Raw genomic sequence first — 15,899 nt, 5'->3', positions numbered from 1 at the left:
GTCATTGCGGCTCCGCACCCGCGCGGGGCTCCGCATCTGCGTCGCGGACGCGATACATTGCGCATCCTATGGAGCCCTCGGCCTATCGCAGCCTCGCCTTCCTGTTCTCGCTCGGAACCTTGCCGATCGCCTGCGGCCCGAAGGGCGGCGGCAACACCACCGACGGCACCACCGACCCGACCGACGGCACCACCGATCCGACCGGCGGCACCACCGACGGCACCTCGACGACCACGACCACGACCACGGGCGAGCCGACCACCGGGCCGACCACCGGCGGCGGGAGCGAGACGGCCGGCGCCGACCCGGCCTGCGCGGCCTACGTCGCCTACTACCTCAAGTGCAACGCCGACACCGCCGGGGGCCTGGAGGCCGAGGCGTACGCCTATTGTGCCATGATGCGCATGCGCGTCGGGACGATCTTCGGCGCCACCTGCCTCGCCGCCCAGGACGCCCTCTTCGAGTGCCTGGGGAACAGCCCGTGCGACCAGGAGGGCGCCTGCGAGGACGAGTTCTCCGCCTCCGCGCAATGCTACCCCGACGCGGGCGAGCTCTGCGTCGCCTTCGCCGCCAAGCAGGAGGAGTGCTACGGCATGCCGCTGCCCAGCTACGCCGCCGGCATGTGCCAGTACTACATCAACGCCCGCGCCTACTACGACGGCCCCCCCTGCGGCTCGGCCGTCGAGGAGTGGTACGCCTGCCTCCTCGACCTCCCGTGCCCCGAGTTCGAGATGCAGACCGGCTGCGACGAGCTGAAGGCCGCGTTCGACCTCGCCTGCGACAACCCGTGAGCGCCATGGACCTGTCCCTGGGGGCAGCCGTATCATCGGGCTCGCAGCGAATGAAGGAGCGCCCACTTCGCCAGGGCGCTCGCCGTCCTGGCCCCGGCTCCGCCGGCGTCACCCGCTACTTCCACGTCCCTCGTTGTCCCCGGAGACATGTCCCGAGTGACATGTCCTAATGCACCGGCGCCTTCACCGGCGCCGGCACCTGCGCGACCGTGCGCGGCGGCGGGTCGCGGCGGGCGATCACCACGTAGAACACCGGCACCAGCGCGATGCCGAGGAACGTGCCGGTCGTCACGCCGCCGAGCACCGCCACGCCGATGGCGTTCTGGGCCCCCGCCCCGGCGCCGGAGGACAGCGCGAGCGGCAGCACGCCGAGGCCGAACGCCAGCGAGGTCATCAAGATCGGCCGCAGTCGCTCGCGGGCGGCCTCGAGCGCGGCCTGGACCCCGCTCTTGCCCTGTTCGCGCAGCTCCTTGGCGAACTCGACGATGAGGATCGCGTTCTTGGCCGACAGGCCGATCGTCGTCAGCAGGCCGACCTGGAAGTAGACGTCGTTGGCGAACCCGAACAGGAGCGTCGTCGACACCGCGCCGGCGACCCCGAGCGGGACGCCGAGGAGCACGGCGATGGGGATCGACCAGCTCTCGTACAGCGCCGCGAGGCACAGGAACACCACCAGGAGCGACAGCGCGTACAGCATCATCGCCCCCGCGCCCGACATCCGCTCCTCGTACGACAGGCCCGACCACTCGTGGCCGATGCCGGCCGGCATCTGCGTCATCAGGCGCTCGAGCGTGGCCATCGCGTCGCCCGAGCTGAAGCCCGGCGCCGGCTCGCCCTGGATGAGGATCGTCGGGTAGCCGCCGAAGCGGTCGAGCTTGGGCGAGCCGAACGTCCAGCTGCCGCTGGCGAACGCCGAGAACGGCACCATCTCGCCGTTCTTGTTGCGCACGTACCAGCGGCTGATGTCGTCGGGCTGCATGCGGTACGGCGCGTCGCCCTGCATGTACACCCGCTTGGTGCGCCCGAGGTCGAGGAAGTCGTTGACGTAGACCCCGCCCCAGGTCGCCGCCAGCGTCGCGTTGATGTCGGACAGGCTGACGCCGAGCGCCGCCGCCTTCTCGCGGTCGACGTCGATCTTGTACTGCGGCGTGTCGTCGAGCCCGCCCTGGCGCACCTTCGTCAGCGACGGCTCCTTCATCGCCAGCTCGAGCAGTTGGTCGCGCGCGGCGACCAGCGCCTCGTGCCCGAGCCCCGCGCGGTCCTCGAGCTGCAGCTGGAAGCCGGACGCGTTGCCGAGCTCGCTGATCGCCGGCGGCACGAACGCGAACACCGTCGCCTCCTTGATCTTGCTGAACGCCATCGAGGCTCGCTTCGTGATCGCGCTGACCTTGAGCGCCGGGTCCTCGCGCTCCTGCCAGTCCTTCAGGCGGACGAACGCGAGCCCGGAGTTCTGCCCGCGGCCGCTGAAGCCGAAGCCGGAGATCGACAGCACCGACTCGACCGCGTCGCCCTCCTGCTGCAGGAAGTAGTCATTGATCTGCGCCATGATCACGCGGGTGCGCTCCATCGTCGACCCCGGCGGCAGCAGCACCTGCACGGTGAGCGAGCCCTGGTCCTCCTCCGGCAAGAACCCGGTCGGCATGCGCACGAACAGCAGCCCCACCCCGACCGTCAGCCCGAGGAACCCGAGCATCACCGTCCGCCGCCAGCGCATCAGCCCGGCGAGCCCGCGGTGGTAGAGCCCCGCGGTGCGCTCGTACGAGCGGTTGAACAGGCCGAAGAACCCCCGCGTCGCCGGCCCGTGCCCGGGCTTCAGCAGCGTCGCGCACAGCGCCGGCGTCAGCGTCAGCGCCACCGCCACCGACAGCGCCATCGAGGCCACGATCGTGATCGAGAACTGGCGGTAGATCGTCCCGACCGAGCCGGCGAAGAACGCCATCGGGACGAACACCGTCGCCAGCACCAGCGCGATGCCGATCAGCGCGCCCGTGATCTGGTCCATCGACCGTCGTTGTAGCCGCCGCCGAGGTCCTCGCGGAAGAAGCCGTAGCCGATCTTCTTGTCGATGACGACGCCCTTGGCCCGCTCGGGCACCAGCGGCGAGCCCTCGATCGCCCACAGCGTGTGCGCCTCGCCGAGGAAGTCGACGCGGTCACGCAACTCCTTGTAGTTGGTGAGCATCGTCAGCAGCTTCTCGTCCTTCTCGATCGCCTCCGCCCAGGCCTTGAACGGCTCGTCGACCGACTCCTTGAACGGCCGCGGCGGCACCTCCTCCTGGCCGAAGTCCTTGGCGATCTTCTTCAGCACGCTGCGGAACGGCTCGTCCTGGCCGACCAGGCGGCGGGCGTACATCTTGACGCCCATCCACTTCTTCCAGATGTCCTGCTTGCCGTCGGTGTACTCCTTGCGCATCGCCTCGGCCACGCTCTTCGCGTCGCCCGACAGCTCGCCGATCGCCTTGTCGGCCTCGGGCGTGCCGAAGAAGCTCAGCAGCTTGAGATGGGGGTACGCGTCGAGCACCTTCTGCTTGGTCTCGTCGCCGAAGCTGTACTTGAGCTTCTCGACCAGCAGCGCGAACTCCTTGCGCGCGTTCTTGCGGAACGTCCACGCGTCGGCCTCGGCCACCCCGAGGATGATCGCCCGCGCCTTGTCGGCCTTGCTGAGGCCCTTCTTGACCGTCACCACCGCCAGCACGCCCGGCTGCAGCGCGTAGTTGCGGCCGTCGGTCGGCTCGATGTCCCCCTCGGTCACGTCGGGCAGGCGCTCGGTGTTCGAGTAGATCTGGGTCAGCAGCGGCCGCAGCGCCTCCCGCATCTCGTCCGGCGGGATCTCCGGGATCGGGACGCCCTTGTCGTCCTTGCGGCCCGCCTTCTGGTACTCCATCTCGCGCTCGAGCATCTCCTGCCGGCTCTCGCCGCAGGCGGGAAGCGCGCCCGCGAACAGCGCGAGCGCGAGGAGCGTGAGGGGGGTGGCGTGGGTTCGTCGCATGCGTTCTCCGTGCTCCGGCCGACTTCGTGCGGCTGCGGCAAAACTGCCGCATCGCCACGGTAGGGGAAGGTCGCCGTCGCTGTCAAACACCCCCTGCCGCCCATTCTCACCTGGCCGCGCAGGGCGGGTGAAGGATTTCGCTTTACTTGCCACGCGTGACCGCGGTCGGCCCGACAGGGGTCCGCGGCGTCGTCCGGCGCGACGTGTTCGCCATGGGACGGTGCGCTGCATCGCCCGCGAACGCGAGCCGACAATGGCGACACCGGCCGCCGATGCGAGCGACCAACCTCGTGGTCACGTGGCCTGCCGCACCCGCGCATGCGCGCCGCAGGCTTGACCCGCCCGGGCCAGCGCACCATCCTACCCGAACGTCAACTTTGGGAGCCCTGATGTCTGCAGCAACCGAGACCGCGCCCGCGACGCCGATCCAGCACGAAGCCCACGACCCGCAGATGACGGGCGCCCTCGAGGTCACCGAGACCGCCGCCGCGAAGATCCGCGAGATCCGCGAGACCGAGGCGATCGAGAGCACCTACGCCCTGCGCGTCAAGGTCATGGGCGGCGGCTGCGCCGGCTTTCAGTACGACCTCTACTTCGACGAGCCCGCCGAGGGCGACAACCACTTCGAGAGCCAGGGCGTCAAGCTCGTCTGCGATCAGATGAGCTTCATGTACCTGATGGGCACCAGCATCGACTACGTCGAGGGCCTGCAGGGCGCGGGGTTCAAGTTCAACAACCCCAACACCACCGGCTCCTGCGGCTGCGGCAGCTCGTTCTCCGTCTAGCGCGGCGCATCCACCACGCATCCACCACGGATCGTCGGCATGGCCGTCCTCGACCTCGCCGCGCTGCACGAGCGGGTCTGCTCCGAGCTCGGGTCGGACGTCGTCGTCCGCGACCGTGAGCCGTACGCCCGGGACGACGGCGCCGAGGGGCCGTTCTTGCCGGGCCTGGTCGTGCGGCCGCGCGAGCGCGCCGAGGTCGCCCCGCTGGTCCGTCTGTGCCACGCGTTCGGCGTCCCGCTGAGCCCGCGCGGCGCCGGCACCGGCACCGTCGGCGGCTGCCTCGCCGACCATGGCGGCGTCGTCCTCGACCTCGGCGGCCTGCGCTCGATCGTCGACATCGACGAGCGCAGCATGCTGGCGATCGTCGAGCCCGGGGTCCTCACCGCCGAGCTCCACCGCGCCGTCGAGGCCCGCGGCCTGTTCTATCCGCCCGACCCGGCGAGCCTGAAGATCTGCAGCGTCGGCGGCAACGTCGCCACCAACGCCGGCGGTCCCCGGGCGTGCAAGTACGGCGTCACCGGCAACTTCGTCCTCGGCCTCGACGTCGTCGACGGCACCGGCGTCAGCCACGAGGTCGGGCATCGCTCGATCAAGGGCGTCACCGGCTACAACCTCGCCGGCCTGCTCGTCGGCTCCGAGGGCACGCTCGGCGTCCTCACCCGCTGCGTGCTGCGGCTCGTCCCGCGCCCGCCGTTCGCCGTCACCCTGCTGGCCTCGTTCGCCGACGAGGCCGCCGCCTGCGACGCGGTGCACCGCTGCCTCACCGGCGGCGTCGCCCCGGCCGCGCTCGAGCTGGCCGATCGGACATGTACCGAATTGCTGGCCCGCAGCGGCACCCTGGCCGTCGAGCTGCCGCCCGGCGCGCGCACGCTGCTGTGGGTCGAGCTCGACGGCGACGGCGCCGGCCTCGACCGCGCCCTGCTGCGCGCCGCCGACCTGTGCCGCGAGGCCGGGGCGCTGGCCGTGGCCCAGGCCACCGACCCGGCCACACGCGATGCGCTGTGGGACGTCCGCCGCGCCCTCAGCCACACCCTGCGCGCCCACTGGCCGAAGAAGATCAGCGAGGACGTCGCGGTCCCGCTGGCGCGCCTGCCCGACCTCGCCGCCGCGGCGCGGGACATCGGCGCGCGCCACCGCGTCGACGTCGCCAGCTTCGGCCACGCCGGCGACGGCAACCTCCACGTCAATTTTCTATATGACCCAAAGGCCAGCAGCGACATCGGCGAACGCGTCGACCGCTGCGTCGCCGACCTGTTCGCCGCCACGATCGCCCTCGGCGGCACGCTCTCCGGCGAGCACGGCATCGGCCTCAGCAAGCGCCCCTACATGCCGCTCGAGCAGCCGCCCGAGCTCCGCGCCCTCCAGCTCGCCCTCAAGCGCGCCTGGGACCCGCAGAACCTTTTGAACCCCGGCAAGGTGTTCCCGCCGAGCTGAGCTCGGCGGCGGCGCGACTCCTACCTCCGCAAGACGCATCTTCGCCGGCTTCAGCTCGATCTGGCGATCGATCGACGGATCCGGCAAATCCAGGAGGTCCCGCTCGCCTCCCGTGACGCGCGAATGTTCGGCGCATCATCGATCCACGGTTCTTCCTGGCGCTCTTTTTATGAGTCGCCCAGGACCCCATCCTCATCCTCGGAATCGCCGATCCGCGCCCCCTGCGATTCACCACGCGCCGAGCGGCTCCGCCTCGGACTCGAGACGAAGCCGCTCCACGCTTCCTGCCGTCGCGTTCAGCGCTTGCTGCCGCGATTGGCGACGATCCAGTTGGCGGCGATGGCGGCCAGGTCGAGCACGCGGCCCGAGTAGCCCCATTCGTTGTCGTACCAGCCGACGATCTTCACCAGCGCGCCGAGGCCCATGCACGCGTCGACGTCGACGATGCTCGAGTGCGGGTCGCCGAGGATGTCGCTCGACACCAGCGCCTCCTTGCGGACGTCGAGCACGCCGCGCAGCGCCTCGCTGGCGGCCGCCTCGCGCAGCGCCTCGATCACGCGGGCCAGGGTCGGCTCGCCCTCGAGCTGGCAGACCACGTCGTAGAGCGAGCCGTCGACCACCGGCACGCGCACGGCGGTGCCGTCGCACTTGCCCTTGAGGTTGGGCAGCACCTCGGAGATGGCCTTGGCCGCGCCGGTCGACGTCGGCACGATGTTGACCGGGGCCGCGCGGCCGCGGCGGAGGTCCTTGCCGGCGAGGCCGTCGACCAGGCCCTGACCGGCGGTGTACGCGTGCGTCGTGCCGACCAGGCCCCACTTGACGCCGAACACGCGGTCGAGCACCGCGAGCACCGGGGTCAGCGCGTTGGTGGTGCAGCTCGCGTTGGACACCAGGCGGTCCTTCGCCGGGTCGAACGTCTCCTCGTTGACGCCGATGACCAGCGTCTTGTCGACGTTCTTGCCGGGCGCGGCGAGGATGACGTGCGACGGGCCGCTCGCGTCGGCGCGGTGGCCGGCCATCTGCTCGCCGGTGGTGAACTTGCCGGTCGCCTCGATGACGATGTCGACGCCGTGGTCGGCCCAGGGGATCTTGCTCGGGTCGCGCTCCTTGAACAGGGAGATCGAGCCGTCGCCGACGTGCAGCGCGCCGCCCTCCGCGCGGGCCTTCGGCAGCTGGAAACGATGCACCGAGTCGTGGCCGAGCAGGTAGGCGAGCTCGTCGGCGTCGGCGAGGTCGTTGGCGGCGACCACTTGCATCGCCGGCCCCTTGCGCACGGCCCCCGAGCCAGCGAAGTCGGCGCTCCGCGCGAGCGCGTGTCGAAGCACGAGCCGCCCGATGCGGCCCATTCCGTTGATTCCCAGGCGGATCGTCATGACGCGGCGGAGGATAGGGCAACCCCCCCGCCCTCGCAATGCCGCGCGCCTGTCCGCGACCGTGTCCGCTCGCCACACGTCCGCTCGTCCGCGCCGACGAGAATTCTCGTCTCGGCCGCTCGCCTGAGAATTCTCGTCCCACGATCGCACCCACGCGGTGAAGCCGTGAGCCCGCGCATGCGTCCAGCGCGCCCACCTGCTACGGTACGCACGCGCATGCCCGGACCTCGCCACGTCGCCCTCGCCGCCGCCCTCGTCACTGCCACCGTCCTGGCCGCACCGGGTTGCAAGAAGGCCCCGCAGCGCGTCCCCTCGACCTCCGCCGGCGCCCCGCCGCGCGCCCGCACGCCGGCCGGCCCGGCCCTTCCGGCGCCGCACCAGCTGTCCCAAATGCCAGACGCCGGGGCCTTCATCGCCCGCCCCGCCGAGGTCGTCGCCGGCATCGACGCCTACCTGCCCGAGGTCCCCTCGCTGCCGACCCTCGCCGCGTTCGTGCTGCGCATGCAGGCCCCGGCAGAGCTCGCCGACAAGCTCGCGCCGCAGGTCGTCGGCGACCGGCCCTGGGCGGGCGTCCACGTCGCCGGCGAGGACATCGTCGTCCTGCCCGTGCGCCCCGGGCAGGGCGTCGCCGACGCGTTGAAGGGCCTCGAGTCGGTCGGCGACTTCGGAGCCGTCCGCCTGCCCGCGCCCGCCGGCGACAGCACGCCGGCCGACGGCCAGCCGCCCGCGCCGAAGCTCGCCTGGCTCGACGGCCAGACGAACAACCTCGTGTTCGCCGACACCCTGCAGGGCCTGGCCACCAGCCGTCAGCTGCCCGCGACCTACGGCTCGCGGCCGTTGTGGTTCACCCTCGCCGACACGCGCGCGCGCCTGGTCATGCCCGAGTTCCCGTACGCGCGGGTCGCCGCCGCCGGCCAGGGCCTGCACTCGCTCGACGTCCACGTGCTCGAGGCGCCCGGCAAGCCGCTGCCGAGCTCGCCGGACATCGCCGACGGCGCGCTGACCGGCATGCTCAAGGTCCCCGAGCTCGCGGCCGGCGTCAGCACGCGCTGGCCCGGCTACAAGAAGGCCGTCGCCGACGCGATCAAGCAGATGAACGCGGGCGTCGACCGGGCCGGGTTCGCCGCCAAGTTGATGCTCGACCCGCTGGTCGACCAGGCCGCGAAGGCGCTGCGGCGCTGGAACGGCCGCGTCCTGCTCGGCACCGGCCCGGCCCGCCACCTGCGGATCGGCCTCGGCGCCGACGATCCGGCCGCCGGCTATCGCGACCTCGTCGGCTGTCTGCGCACGCTGGTCGACAACCTCAGCCTCGCGCGCATGTTCGCGGATGTCCCCGGGGCCAGCTTCAAGAAGGCCGGCGACAACCCGACGGTCTACCTGCTCACCGTCGACGGCGTCTCGCGCCACGTCCCCGCCGTCGGCAAGCCGCTGCTCGACGACAAGGGCCGCCTCCGCGTCGCCCTCGCCGCCAACGAGCGCGCCGGCGGCCTCCTCGTCGTCATCGGCCCCGACCCGCTCCCCGTCGTCCAGGGCTGGGCCAAGGCCGCGGCCGAGGGCGAGCCGGCCAAGGACTCGACGAACGACCTGCTGTCCGCCGTGCTGGCCGTCAACCCCGAACGGCTGAAGCCGCTGCTCGAGACCTCGTCGCAGTCGATGCTGGTCACCAGCGCCCTCGGGCTCGACGCCGATCGCGACCCCACGCTCATGGTCCTGCAGCGCAAACCCGACCGCTACTTCGCCGCCGTCCGCGGCCCCGAGCTCGAGGTCGATCGCCGCAAGCGCAAGTAGGCCGCAGTCCTGCAGCCCCCGGCCCCGAGCTCGAGGTCGACCGCCGCAGGCGCGAGGAGGCCGCGGTCCTGCAGCCCCCGGCCCCGAGCTCGAGGTCGACCGCCGCAAGCGCAAGTGAGCCGCAGTCCTGCAGCGATCTGCCGATCGTTCGAACCTGTCCCCCGAGACAGGTCGCTACGCTCGCGCGGCCTCCCGGCGACGGGAGCTCCGCCGGCGACCTCGTCCGCGCCGCCGGCCTAGTCCTCGTCCTTCGGCTTGCGCTCGAAGTCCGCGAGGCCGACGTTGGGCACGAACGCGAGCGCCTCCGACACGTACAGGCCGGTGTGGAGGATCAGGTGCGTCACCGTCCGCACGAGCACGCCGCCGGGTACTTCGGCCGCGTACGCGGCGCCGCGGTTGCCGTCTCCTTCGTGCCTGATCTCGACCCACTTCATGAGGACCTGGCTGGACTATAGACGAGCGCCCCGGTCGCGGCCAAGCCGCCCGCAATTCCGGAGTTCCCCGGTCCAGCACGGCGCAATTTCTGTGCAGAGGTCTACATCCCCCATCGCTTGCGCAGGCAGCGTGAAGCCTCGGTTCGCCGCCGCCCGCCTCCGCCACCCGGGGGATCGCCCGGCGGCGACCGACGGCGACGCGCCTTCATGACACGAATGTGAAGACTCGTGACCGCCCCTGGATGGGCCATCCGGCGAGTGTCGAGACGTCGACGCGCCAGGTCGACATGGAATAGGACCTCGCGGGTGCGCGGTGTGTCGATTGCGTCGGCGCGACGACGCCGATACCAGCCGAGCTCAGTCCTCGTGGTCGTCCTCGGCCTCGATCCCGGCGTCGAACGGCCAGCCGTGCTCGGCGAACGGTAGCGTCAGCACGACGCTCGCGAACGACAGGATGGTATGATCGAACAGCATTGCCCTTGTACCTCCGTCGCCGCGGGGACGACACGACGAAGGGTGCATGGACTCCGCGGACGGGCCACGGCCTGGACACGACCGGGGCCACGATTCGAGGCGTCGCCGCCGCGGCGCGGCCAATCACCGTAGGACCCGCCCCGGCTCGCGAACTCCGATTCATCGCCCGCACCGGCGCCGCCTCCGGATCACGCGCTCGACTTGCGCTCAACGCCGCGAGGGCGACTGGTCGGCGAGCAGGACCACGACGCGCTCGAGCAGCACCAGCTGCTCCGGCTGCAGCTCCGGCAGGCGAGCCACCAGCGCCAGCCGCAGCTCCGCCCCTTGCGGCAGCGGCAGGCTGAGGAAGCCCCACGCCTGCGAGTCGTCGCCGCACTTCACCGCCGTCGCCGTCCCGCGCCGCAGCTCGAACCCCGGCACGCCGATGCGGCCGAGGATCGGCGTCAACGCCGGCGCCAGCGAGAGCCAGCGCGCCAGCGCGGGATCTTCTGTGTCCTTGAAGTCATGTCCTTTTCGCCTTGTCTCTTCGGCCAGGCGATCGAGGTCGGCGAGCAGCTCGACGACCGCGCGCCGGCGGTCGCGCAGCACCAGGCGGTCGCCGGTGAACGCCGGCAGGTGGCGCAGCAGCTCGTGGTACCCGAGCAGCCCCGCGACCACCAGCAGCCCCGCGCCGGCGCCCGTCAGCGTCCACCAGCCGCCGACGCCGATCACGTTGAGCAGCGCCAGCCCGGCGAACATCCCCGTCGTCAGCCACAGCACCGCCACGCCGCGGCCGTGGGTGAAGCCGCGGGCGAGCAGGCGGTGGTGGATGTGGTCGCTGTCGGGCGCGAAGATCGGCTGGCCGCGGGCGGCCCGGCGCGCGATCGACAGCCCCATGTCGAGCAGCGGCAGCGCCAGCACCAGCAGCGGCAGCGACACGTCGATGATCGCCACCCGCTCCGGCACCGGCGCGATCTGCAGCAGCAGCGCCGGCAGCAGGAAGCCGAGGAAGTAGCTGCCGGCGTCGCCCATGAACACGCGCGCCGGGTGGCGGTTGTGGACGAGGAACCCGAGCACGCCGCCCAGCGCGGCCGCGCTGACCCACCCGAGCGCGAGGTCGGGCTGCGGGTGCAGCAGCGTCGCCGCCAGCACCACCGCGAAGCCGATCGCCGTGTTGCCGCCGGCGAGCCCGTCGAGCCCGTCGCTGAGGTTGATCGCATTGACCGACGCCACCAAAAAGCCGAGCGTGATCACCGGCTCGAGCGCCGCCAGCGGGCCGAGCAGCTCCGCCATCGCCGGCCAGCGCAGGCCGACGGCGAACACCGCCACCCCAGCCGCGAACAATTGCAGCGCCAGCTTGACCCGCGCCCGCGCCCCGACCAGGTCGTCGTAGAGCCCGACGAGCCCGCACAGCAGCGCCCCGCTGAGCGGGTTGCGCGACAACCACTCGTGGACGAGCGACAGCTCGCTGGTGCCGACCAGGCCGCGGAACGCGACCGCGCCGATGCCCACCATCATCACGAATCCGCCGACCCGCGCGATCTCGCCCTGATGGACCTTGCGCAGGCTGATCTCGCGGTCCGAGCGGCCCAATGCGCGCCAGCCACGAATGGCCCACGGCATCGCCACGGCCACCAGCACGAACGCCACGATCGCGGCGATCCACAGCACCCACGTCTCGGCGCTCACGGGGACCCCCCGGCGTTCCCGCGTCCACGTGCGCCGACGTTCACCCGGCGATCCTACCTCATGTCGGTCGCAGCACGCTCGATCCGGGCCTCCGGCCACGGCGTCACCGACGCCGCCGGCAAGCCGAGGCGCCGACGCAGCGCCGCCACGCAGCGCGAAGCCGCGCGACCGTCCCCGTACGGGTTCTTGCGCGGACAGACTGCCGCGTACGCGGCCGGATCGTCGAGCCAGCGCCGCGCCGTGGAGACGAGCAGATCGGTGTCATAGCCGACCAGCACCGCGCAGCCGGCCGCCACTCCCTCCATGCGCTCCGTGGTCGTGCGGGTCACCAGCACCGGCTTTCCGAACTCCGGCGCCTCCTCCTGGAGCCCGCCCGAATCGGTGATCACGAACATGCAGCGCTTGAGCAGCCACACCGCCGCCATGTACTCGAGCGGCTCGAGCAAAAAGACGTTGCTGAGCCCACCGAGCAGCCCGCGCGCCGCCGATTGCACCGCCGGGTTGAGGTGGACCGGGTACACGAAGTCGACCCCGGGATAGGCGCGAGCCAGCGTGGCGAGGCCGGTGCAGACCGCCGCGAGGCCGCCGGCGAAGCTCTCGCGGCGGTGGCCGGTGACCAGCACGAACGGGCGGCCCTTGGCGAAGCGCACCAGCTCGGGCGCCGGGGCGCCCTCGAGCGGCAGACGGCTGGAGGCCCAGCGCAGCGCGTCGACGACGGTGTTGCCGGTGACCTCGATCGACTCCGGGGCCACGCCCTCGCCGAGCAGCGCCTCGCGGGCGGCGGGCGTGGGGGCGAGGTGGAGGCTGGCGAGGCGGGCGATGAGCTGGCGGTTGGCCTCTTCGGGGAACGGCGCCGCGAGGTCGAGGGTGCGCAGGCCGGCCTCGACGTGGGCGACGGGGATCCGGCGATGGAACGCCGCGAGGGCGCCGGCGAGGGCGGTGGTGGTGTCGCCCTGGACCACCACCCAGTCGAACCGCAGGGCGTCGAGCACCGGATCGATCCCGTCGAGCAGGCGCGCCATCAGGCTCGACAGCGACTGCGCCGGCGTCATCGCGCTCAGCTCGACCTCGCACTGCAGCCCGAACGTGTTGAGGATCGGCGGCACCAACTCGCGGTGTTGCCCGGTGCAGCACAGCGACACCTGCCAGTCGGTGTACTGCCGCAGCGCGCGCTCCACCGGCGCCAATTTGATCACCTCGGGACGAGTGCCAAGAACGATGAGGATCCGGGGCCCAGTGGACGGCATCGGCGCGACCCAGATAGCATGCCCGAAAAGCCGGTGACCATTTCACTTAACGAACCCCCATCCGACGGCTCGGCCGCGCTCGATCTCGACGTCTGCGTCGTCGGCCTCGGCTACGTCGGCCTACCCACCGCCGCCGTCCTCGCCACGCGCGGTCGTCGCGTCGCCGGCTTCGACCTCCGGCGCGACATCCTCGACACCATCAACGCCGGGCGGATCCACATCGTCGAGCCCGAGCTCGACGCCCTCGTGCGCGCCGCCGTCCTCGCCGGCACCCTGCGCGCCGTCGCCGAGCCCGTCCCCGCGCGCACGTTTTTGATCTGTGTACCCACACCGATCACCTCCGACCACCGCCCCGACCTCGCCGCGGTCGAAGCCGCCAGCCGCGCCCTCGTGCCGGTGCTGCGGCCGGGCAACCTCGTCGTCCTCGAATCGACCGTCCCGCCCGGCACCCTGCGCGACCTCGTCGCCCCGATCTTGCGCCAGAGCGGGCTTGTCGTCGGCAAGGATCTGTTCCTCGCCCACGCCCCCGAGCGCGTGCTGCCGGGCGCCGTCCTGCGCGAGGTCGTCGAGAACGAGCGCATCGTCGGCGGCCTCACCGACGCCTGCACCGACCGCTGCGCCGCCTTCTACGAGGGCTTCGTGCGCGCCGAGGTCCACCGCACCAGCGCCGAGGTGGCCGAGTTCACCAAGCTGGCGGAGAACGCCTACCGCGACGTCAACGTCGCCTACGCCAACGAGCTGGCCAACGTCAGCGCCCATTTGAACCTCGACGTGTGGGAGGTGATCCGGCTGGCCAACCGCCACCCGCGGGTCCAGATCTTGCGCCCCGGGCCCGGCGTCGGCGGGCACTGCATCGCCGTCGACCCGTGGTTCATCGCCGCCAGCGCGCCCGAGCACACGCCGCTGATCCAGGCCGCGCGCCAGGTCAACGACGGCCGCCCCGAGCGCATTCTCGGGCAGATCCGCCGCCTCGCCGGCAAGCTGCGCGCGCCGACGATCGCCCTGCTCGGCCTGTCCTACAAGCCAGACATCGACGACCTGCGCGAGAGCCCCGCGCTGCACATCGCCGAGGCCGTCCACCGCGAGGCGCTCGGCGAGGTGCTGCTGGTCGAGCCGCACCTCCAGAGCTCGCCGATCGCCGGCCGCCCGCTGGTCTCGCTCGACGACGCGCTCGCGCGGGCCGACATCCTCGCCGTCCTCGTCGCCCACCGCGACTTCCGCCGCCTGCGTTCCGCCGACCTGCTCCGCGTCATGGTCGTCGACGCGGTCGGCCTGCTCGCCGGCGCCGACAACAAGCGCGTATGACCACCTCCCGGCTCTTCCGTCACGGCCCCGGGACGCTTTTCCGCACGGCGTCGCACCTGCCTCCGCGGCAGATCGCCTACCAGCTGCGCAGGCGCCTCGGCGGCCCCGCGCGTCGGCCCAGGGCCACCAGCCTCGAGGGCCTCACCGGCCTGCTCGCCCGCATGCCCGCGCCCACGCCCGAGGGCGAGCCGGGCCCCGACGGCGTCTGTCTCTTGGGACAGCCCCCGCACGACCCGCTGCGCGCCGGCTGGGACCCGCCGGTCGGCCTGCTCTACCTCTACACCCTGCATTACCACGGCTGGCTGCAGCGGCTCGCGCCGGAAGTGGCGCTGGCGACGATCGACCACTGGATCGCCAACCATACCGAGGGCGTCGGCTGGGAGCCGTACCCGACGGCGGTGCGATCGCTGCACTGGCTCGGCTGGCTCTCGGGACATATCGACGCTCTCGACGGCATGACCCGCCGGCGCCTGCTCGCCTCGCTCGCCGGGCAATTGCGGCACCTCGAGCGGCACCTCGAGCACCACCTCGACGGCAATCACCTGTGGACCGACCTCGCCGCGCTGGCCGCCGGCGCGCTGGCCCTCGACGGTCCGCGCGCCCACCTGCTCGCGCCCGCGGTCGCCCGGTTCGCGGCGGTCACCGCCGAGCAGCTCGCGCTCGACGGCTTCCACCGCGAGCGCACGCCCTCCTATCATTGCCTGCTCGCCGAGCAGCTCGCCGGCGTGGTCGCCCTCGGCCCCGAGCGTGCCGATCCGCGGGCCGGCCAGCGCTTGCGCGACGACCTCGCGCGCATGCTCGCCGTCCTGCCCGCCTTCACCCACCCCGACGGCGACGTCGCGCTGTTCGGCGACAGCCAGCGCGGCCTCGTCACCCCCGCCGCGCTGGCGACCCGCTGCGGCGGGAGCCTGTCTCAGGGGACAGATTACAACGCCCCCGCCTCCGGCCTGTTCCGCCGCGCCTGGGGCCCGTGGACCTTGTTGTGGAACGCCGGCGGCCTCGGCATGCCGCAGCAGGTCGGCCACATCCACGGCGACTGGCTCGGCTACGAGCTGTCGCTCGGCGGCGAGCGGGTGGTCGTCGACGCCGGCGTCGGCACCTACGAGGTCGGCCCCGAGCGGACCTACGCCCGCAGCACTCGCGCCCACAACACCGTCACCGTCGGCCCCGGCGACCGCGACCAACATGAACTTTGGGCCAGCCACCGGATCGGCGGCCGCGGCGAGCTCGTCGATCTGTCCTTCGGGACATCCGAGCTCTCGGCCGGCGTGCGCGGCTTCCGCTCGCCGGCGGTCCACCACCGGCGGCTGGCCTGGGACGGCCGGGTCCTGCGCTGCCTCGACCGCGTCGTCCCCGACCACGGCGAACCTGTCCCTGCGACCATGCGGGTCCACCTCCCGCAGACCTGCGCCCTCGAGGTCGACGGCCCGCGGGTCCGCGTGTGTACGCCGGGCGGTCGCCGCTTCGCCGTGCGCGGTCCCGCCGACCTGCGCTGGCAGACCACCGCCGCCCCGGGCTGGACCGCCATGGCGAGCCCGGCACCGCGTCACTGCCTCGCCCTGCCGGTCGGTCCCGGCGGCCTCGAGATCGCCTTCGAGCCGCTGCCCTGAGC

11 protein-coding genes and 1 pseudogene are annotated in these 15,899 nt (G+C 72.2%); 6 read left to right on the top strand and 6 right to left on the bottom strand.

Features of this window, described 5'->3' with window-relative positions:
• Positions 1-68 precede the first annotated feature (68 nt).
• Positions 69-791, top strand: coding sequence for a hypothetical protein (locus NAEX_RS52195; protein ID WP_096329531.1), 723 nt, complete (start codon positions 69-71; stop codon positions 789-791).
• A gap of 166 nt (positions 792-957) precedes the next feature.
• Here the strand turns inward: NAEX_RS52195 and NAEX_RS22495 are convergent.
• Positions 958-2,814: pseudogene (locus NAEX_RS22495) on the bottom strand (efflux RND transporter permease subunit); the annotation flags it as partial.
• Entirely contained in the window at positions 2,769-3,779 is a 1,011-nt protein-coding gene (locus NAEX_RS22490; RefSeq protein ID WP_096329529.1) for a hypothetical protein, read from the bottom strand. The pseudogene NAEX_RS22495 and the gene NAEX_RS22490, both read right to left, overlap by 46 nt.
• Before the next feature lie 389 nt (positions 3,780-4,168).
• Between NAEX_RS22490 and erpA the strand changes: the two genes are divergently transcribed.
• Together erpA and NAEX_RS22480 are read left to right on the top strand one after the other, a co-directional pair.
• Entirely contained in the window at positions 4,169-4,564 is a 396-nt protein-coding gene (gene erpA / locus NAEX_RS22485; RefSeq protein WP_096329528.1) for an iron-sulfur cluster insertion protein ErpA, read from the top strand.
• Positions 4,565-4,603: 39 nt separating this feature from the next.
• A complete protein-coding gene (locus tag NAEX_RS22480; protein ID WP_096329527.1) occupies positions 4,604-5,998 on the top strand; it encodes an FAD-binding oxidoreductase in 1,395 nt (464 codons plus the stop codon).
• A gap of 296 nt (positions 5,999-6,294) precedes the next feature.
• Here NAEX_RS22480 and NAEX_RS22475 read toward each other — a convergent pair whose 3' ends face one another.
• On the bottom strand, positions 6,295-7,371 hold the full coding sequence (locus NAEX_RS22475) for a type I glyceraldehyde-3-phosphate dehydrogenase (RefSeq protein ID WP_096329526.1): 1,077 nt from the start codon (positions 7,369-7,371) through the stop codon (positions 6,295-6,297).
• Between the two features lie 216 nt (positions 7,372-7,587).
• Between NAEX_RS22475 and NAEX_RS22470 the strand changes: the two genes are divergently transcribed.
• On the top strand, positions 7,588-9,159 hold the full coding sequence (locus NAEX_RS22470) for a hypothetical protein (RefSeq protein ID WP_096329525.1): 1,572 nt from the start codon (positions 7,588-7,590) through the stop codon (positions 9,157-9,159).
• Positions 9,160-9,395: 236 nt separating this feature from the next.
• Here the strand turns inward: NAEX_RS22470 and NAEX_RS22465 are convergent, their stop codons facing one another.
• From NAEX_RS22465 to wecB, 3 genes are all read right to left on the bottom strand, one after another.
• On the bottom strand, positions 9,396-9,593 hold the full coding sequence (locus NAEX_RS22465; RefSeq protein WP_096329524.1) for a hypothetical protein: 198 nt from the start codon (positions 9,591-9,593) through the stop codon (positions 9,396-9,398).
• 681 nt (positions 9,594-10,274) lie between these two features.
• Positions 10,275-11,735 (bottom strand): glycosyltransferase family 4 protein, encoded by a 1,461-nt coding sequence (locus NAEX_RS22460; protein WP_096329523.1) that lies wholly within the window; start codon positions 11,733-11,735, stop codon positions 10,275-10,277.
• Positions 11,736-11,788: 53 nt separating this feature from the next.
• A complete protein-coding gene (gene wecB / locus NAEX_RS22455; protein ID WP_096329522.1) occupies positions 11,789-12,982 on the bottom strand; it encodes a non-hydrolyzing UDP-N-acetylglucosamine 2-epimerase in 1,194 nt (397 codons plus the stop codon).
• Positions 12,983-13,015: 33 nt separating this feature from the next.
• On the opposite strand from wecB, the gene wecC reads away from it, so the two are divergent.
• Both wecC and NAEX_RS22445 read left to right on the top strand, forming a co-directional pair.
• The gene (wecC, locus tag NAEX_RS22450; protein ID WP_245913781.1) at positions 13,016-14,287 is read left to right on the top strand and encodes a UDP-N-acetyl-D-mannosamine dehydrogenase; all 1,272 of its coding nucleotides are present in this window, start codon (positions 13,016-13,018) and stop codon (positions 14,285-14,287) included.
• Complete coding sequence (locus NAEX_RS22445) at positions 14,284-15,897, top strand: heparinase II/III family protein (protein ID WP_096329520.1); 1,614 nt, start codon at positions 14,284-14,286, stop codon at positions 15,895-15,897. Before wecC ends, NAEX_RS22445 begins: the two co-directional genes overlap by 4 nt.
• Positions 15,898-15,899: the final 2 nt, after the last annotated feature.

It is taken from the genome of Nannocystis exedens (genome assembly GCF_002343915.1).
Classification (GTDB): Bacteria; Myxococcota_A; Polyangia; order Nannocystales; family Nannocystaceae; genus Nannocystis; species Nannocystis exedens.
Note: the sequence above shows the minus strand (reverse complement) of the source record. Positions and strands in the feature narration are given on the sequence as shown.

Excerpts from the sequence above, each read along its gene's own strand:
- NAEX_RS52195 (WP_096329531.1), top strand. The coding sequence starts at position 69 with ATGGAGCCCTCGGCCTATCGCAGCCTCGCCTTCCTGTTCTCGCTCGGA.
- NAEX_RS22490 (WP_096329529.1), bottom strand. The coding sequence starts at position 3,779 with ATGCGACGAACCCACGCCACCCCCCTCACGCTCCTCGCGCTCGCGCTG.
- erpA (WP_096329528.1), top strand. The coding sequence starts at position 4,169 with ATGTCTGCAGCAACCGAGACCGCGCCCGCGACGCCGATCCAGCACGAA.
- NAEX_RS22480 (WP_096329527.1), top strand. The coding sequence starts at position 4,604 with ATGGCCGTCCTCGACCTCGCCGCGCTGCACGAGCGGGTCTGCTCCGAG.
- NAEX_RS22475 (WP_096329526.1), bottom strand. The coding sequence starts at position 7,371 with ATGACGATCCGCCTGGGAATCAACGGAATGGGCCGCATCGGGCGGCTC.
- NAEX_RS22470 (WP_096329525.1), top strand. The coding sequence starts at position 7,588 with ATGCCCGGACCTCGCCACGTCGCCCTCGCCGCCGCCCTCGTCACTGCC.
- NAEX_RS22465 (WP_096329524.1), bottom strand. The coding sequence starts at position 9,593 with ATGAAGTGGGTCGAGATCAGGCACGAAGGAGACGGCAACCGCGGCGCC.
- wecB (WP_096329522.1), bottom strand. The coding sequence starts at position 12,982 with ATGCCGTCCACTGGGCCCCGGATCCTCATCGTTCTTGGCACTCGTCCC.
- NAEX_RS22445 (WP_096329520.1), top strand. The coding sequence starts at position 14,284 with ATGACCACCTCCCGGCTCTTCCGTCACGGCCCCGGGACGCTTTTCCGC.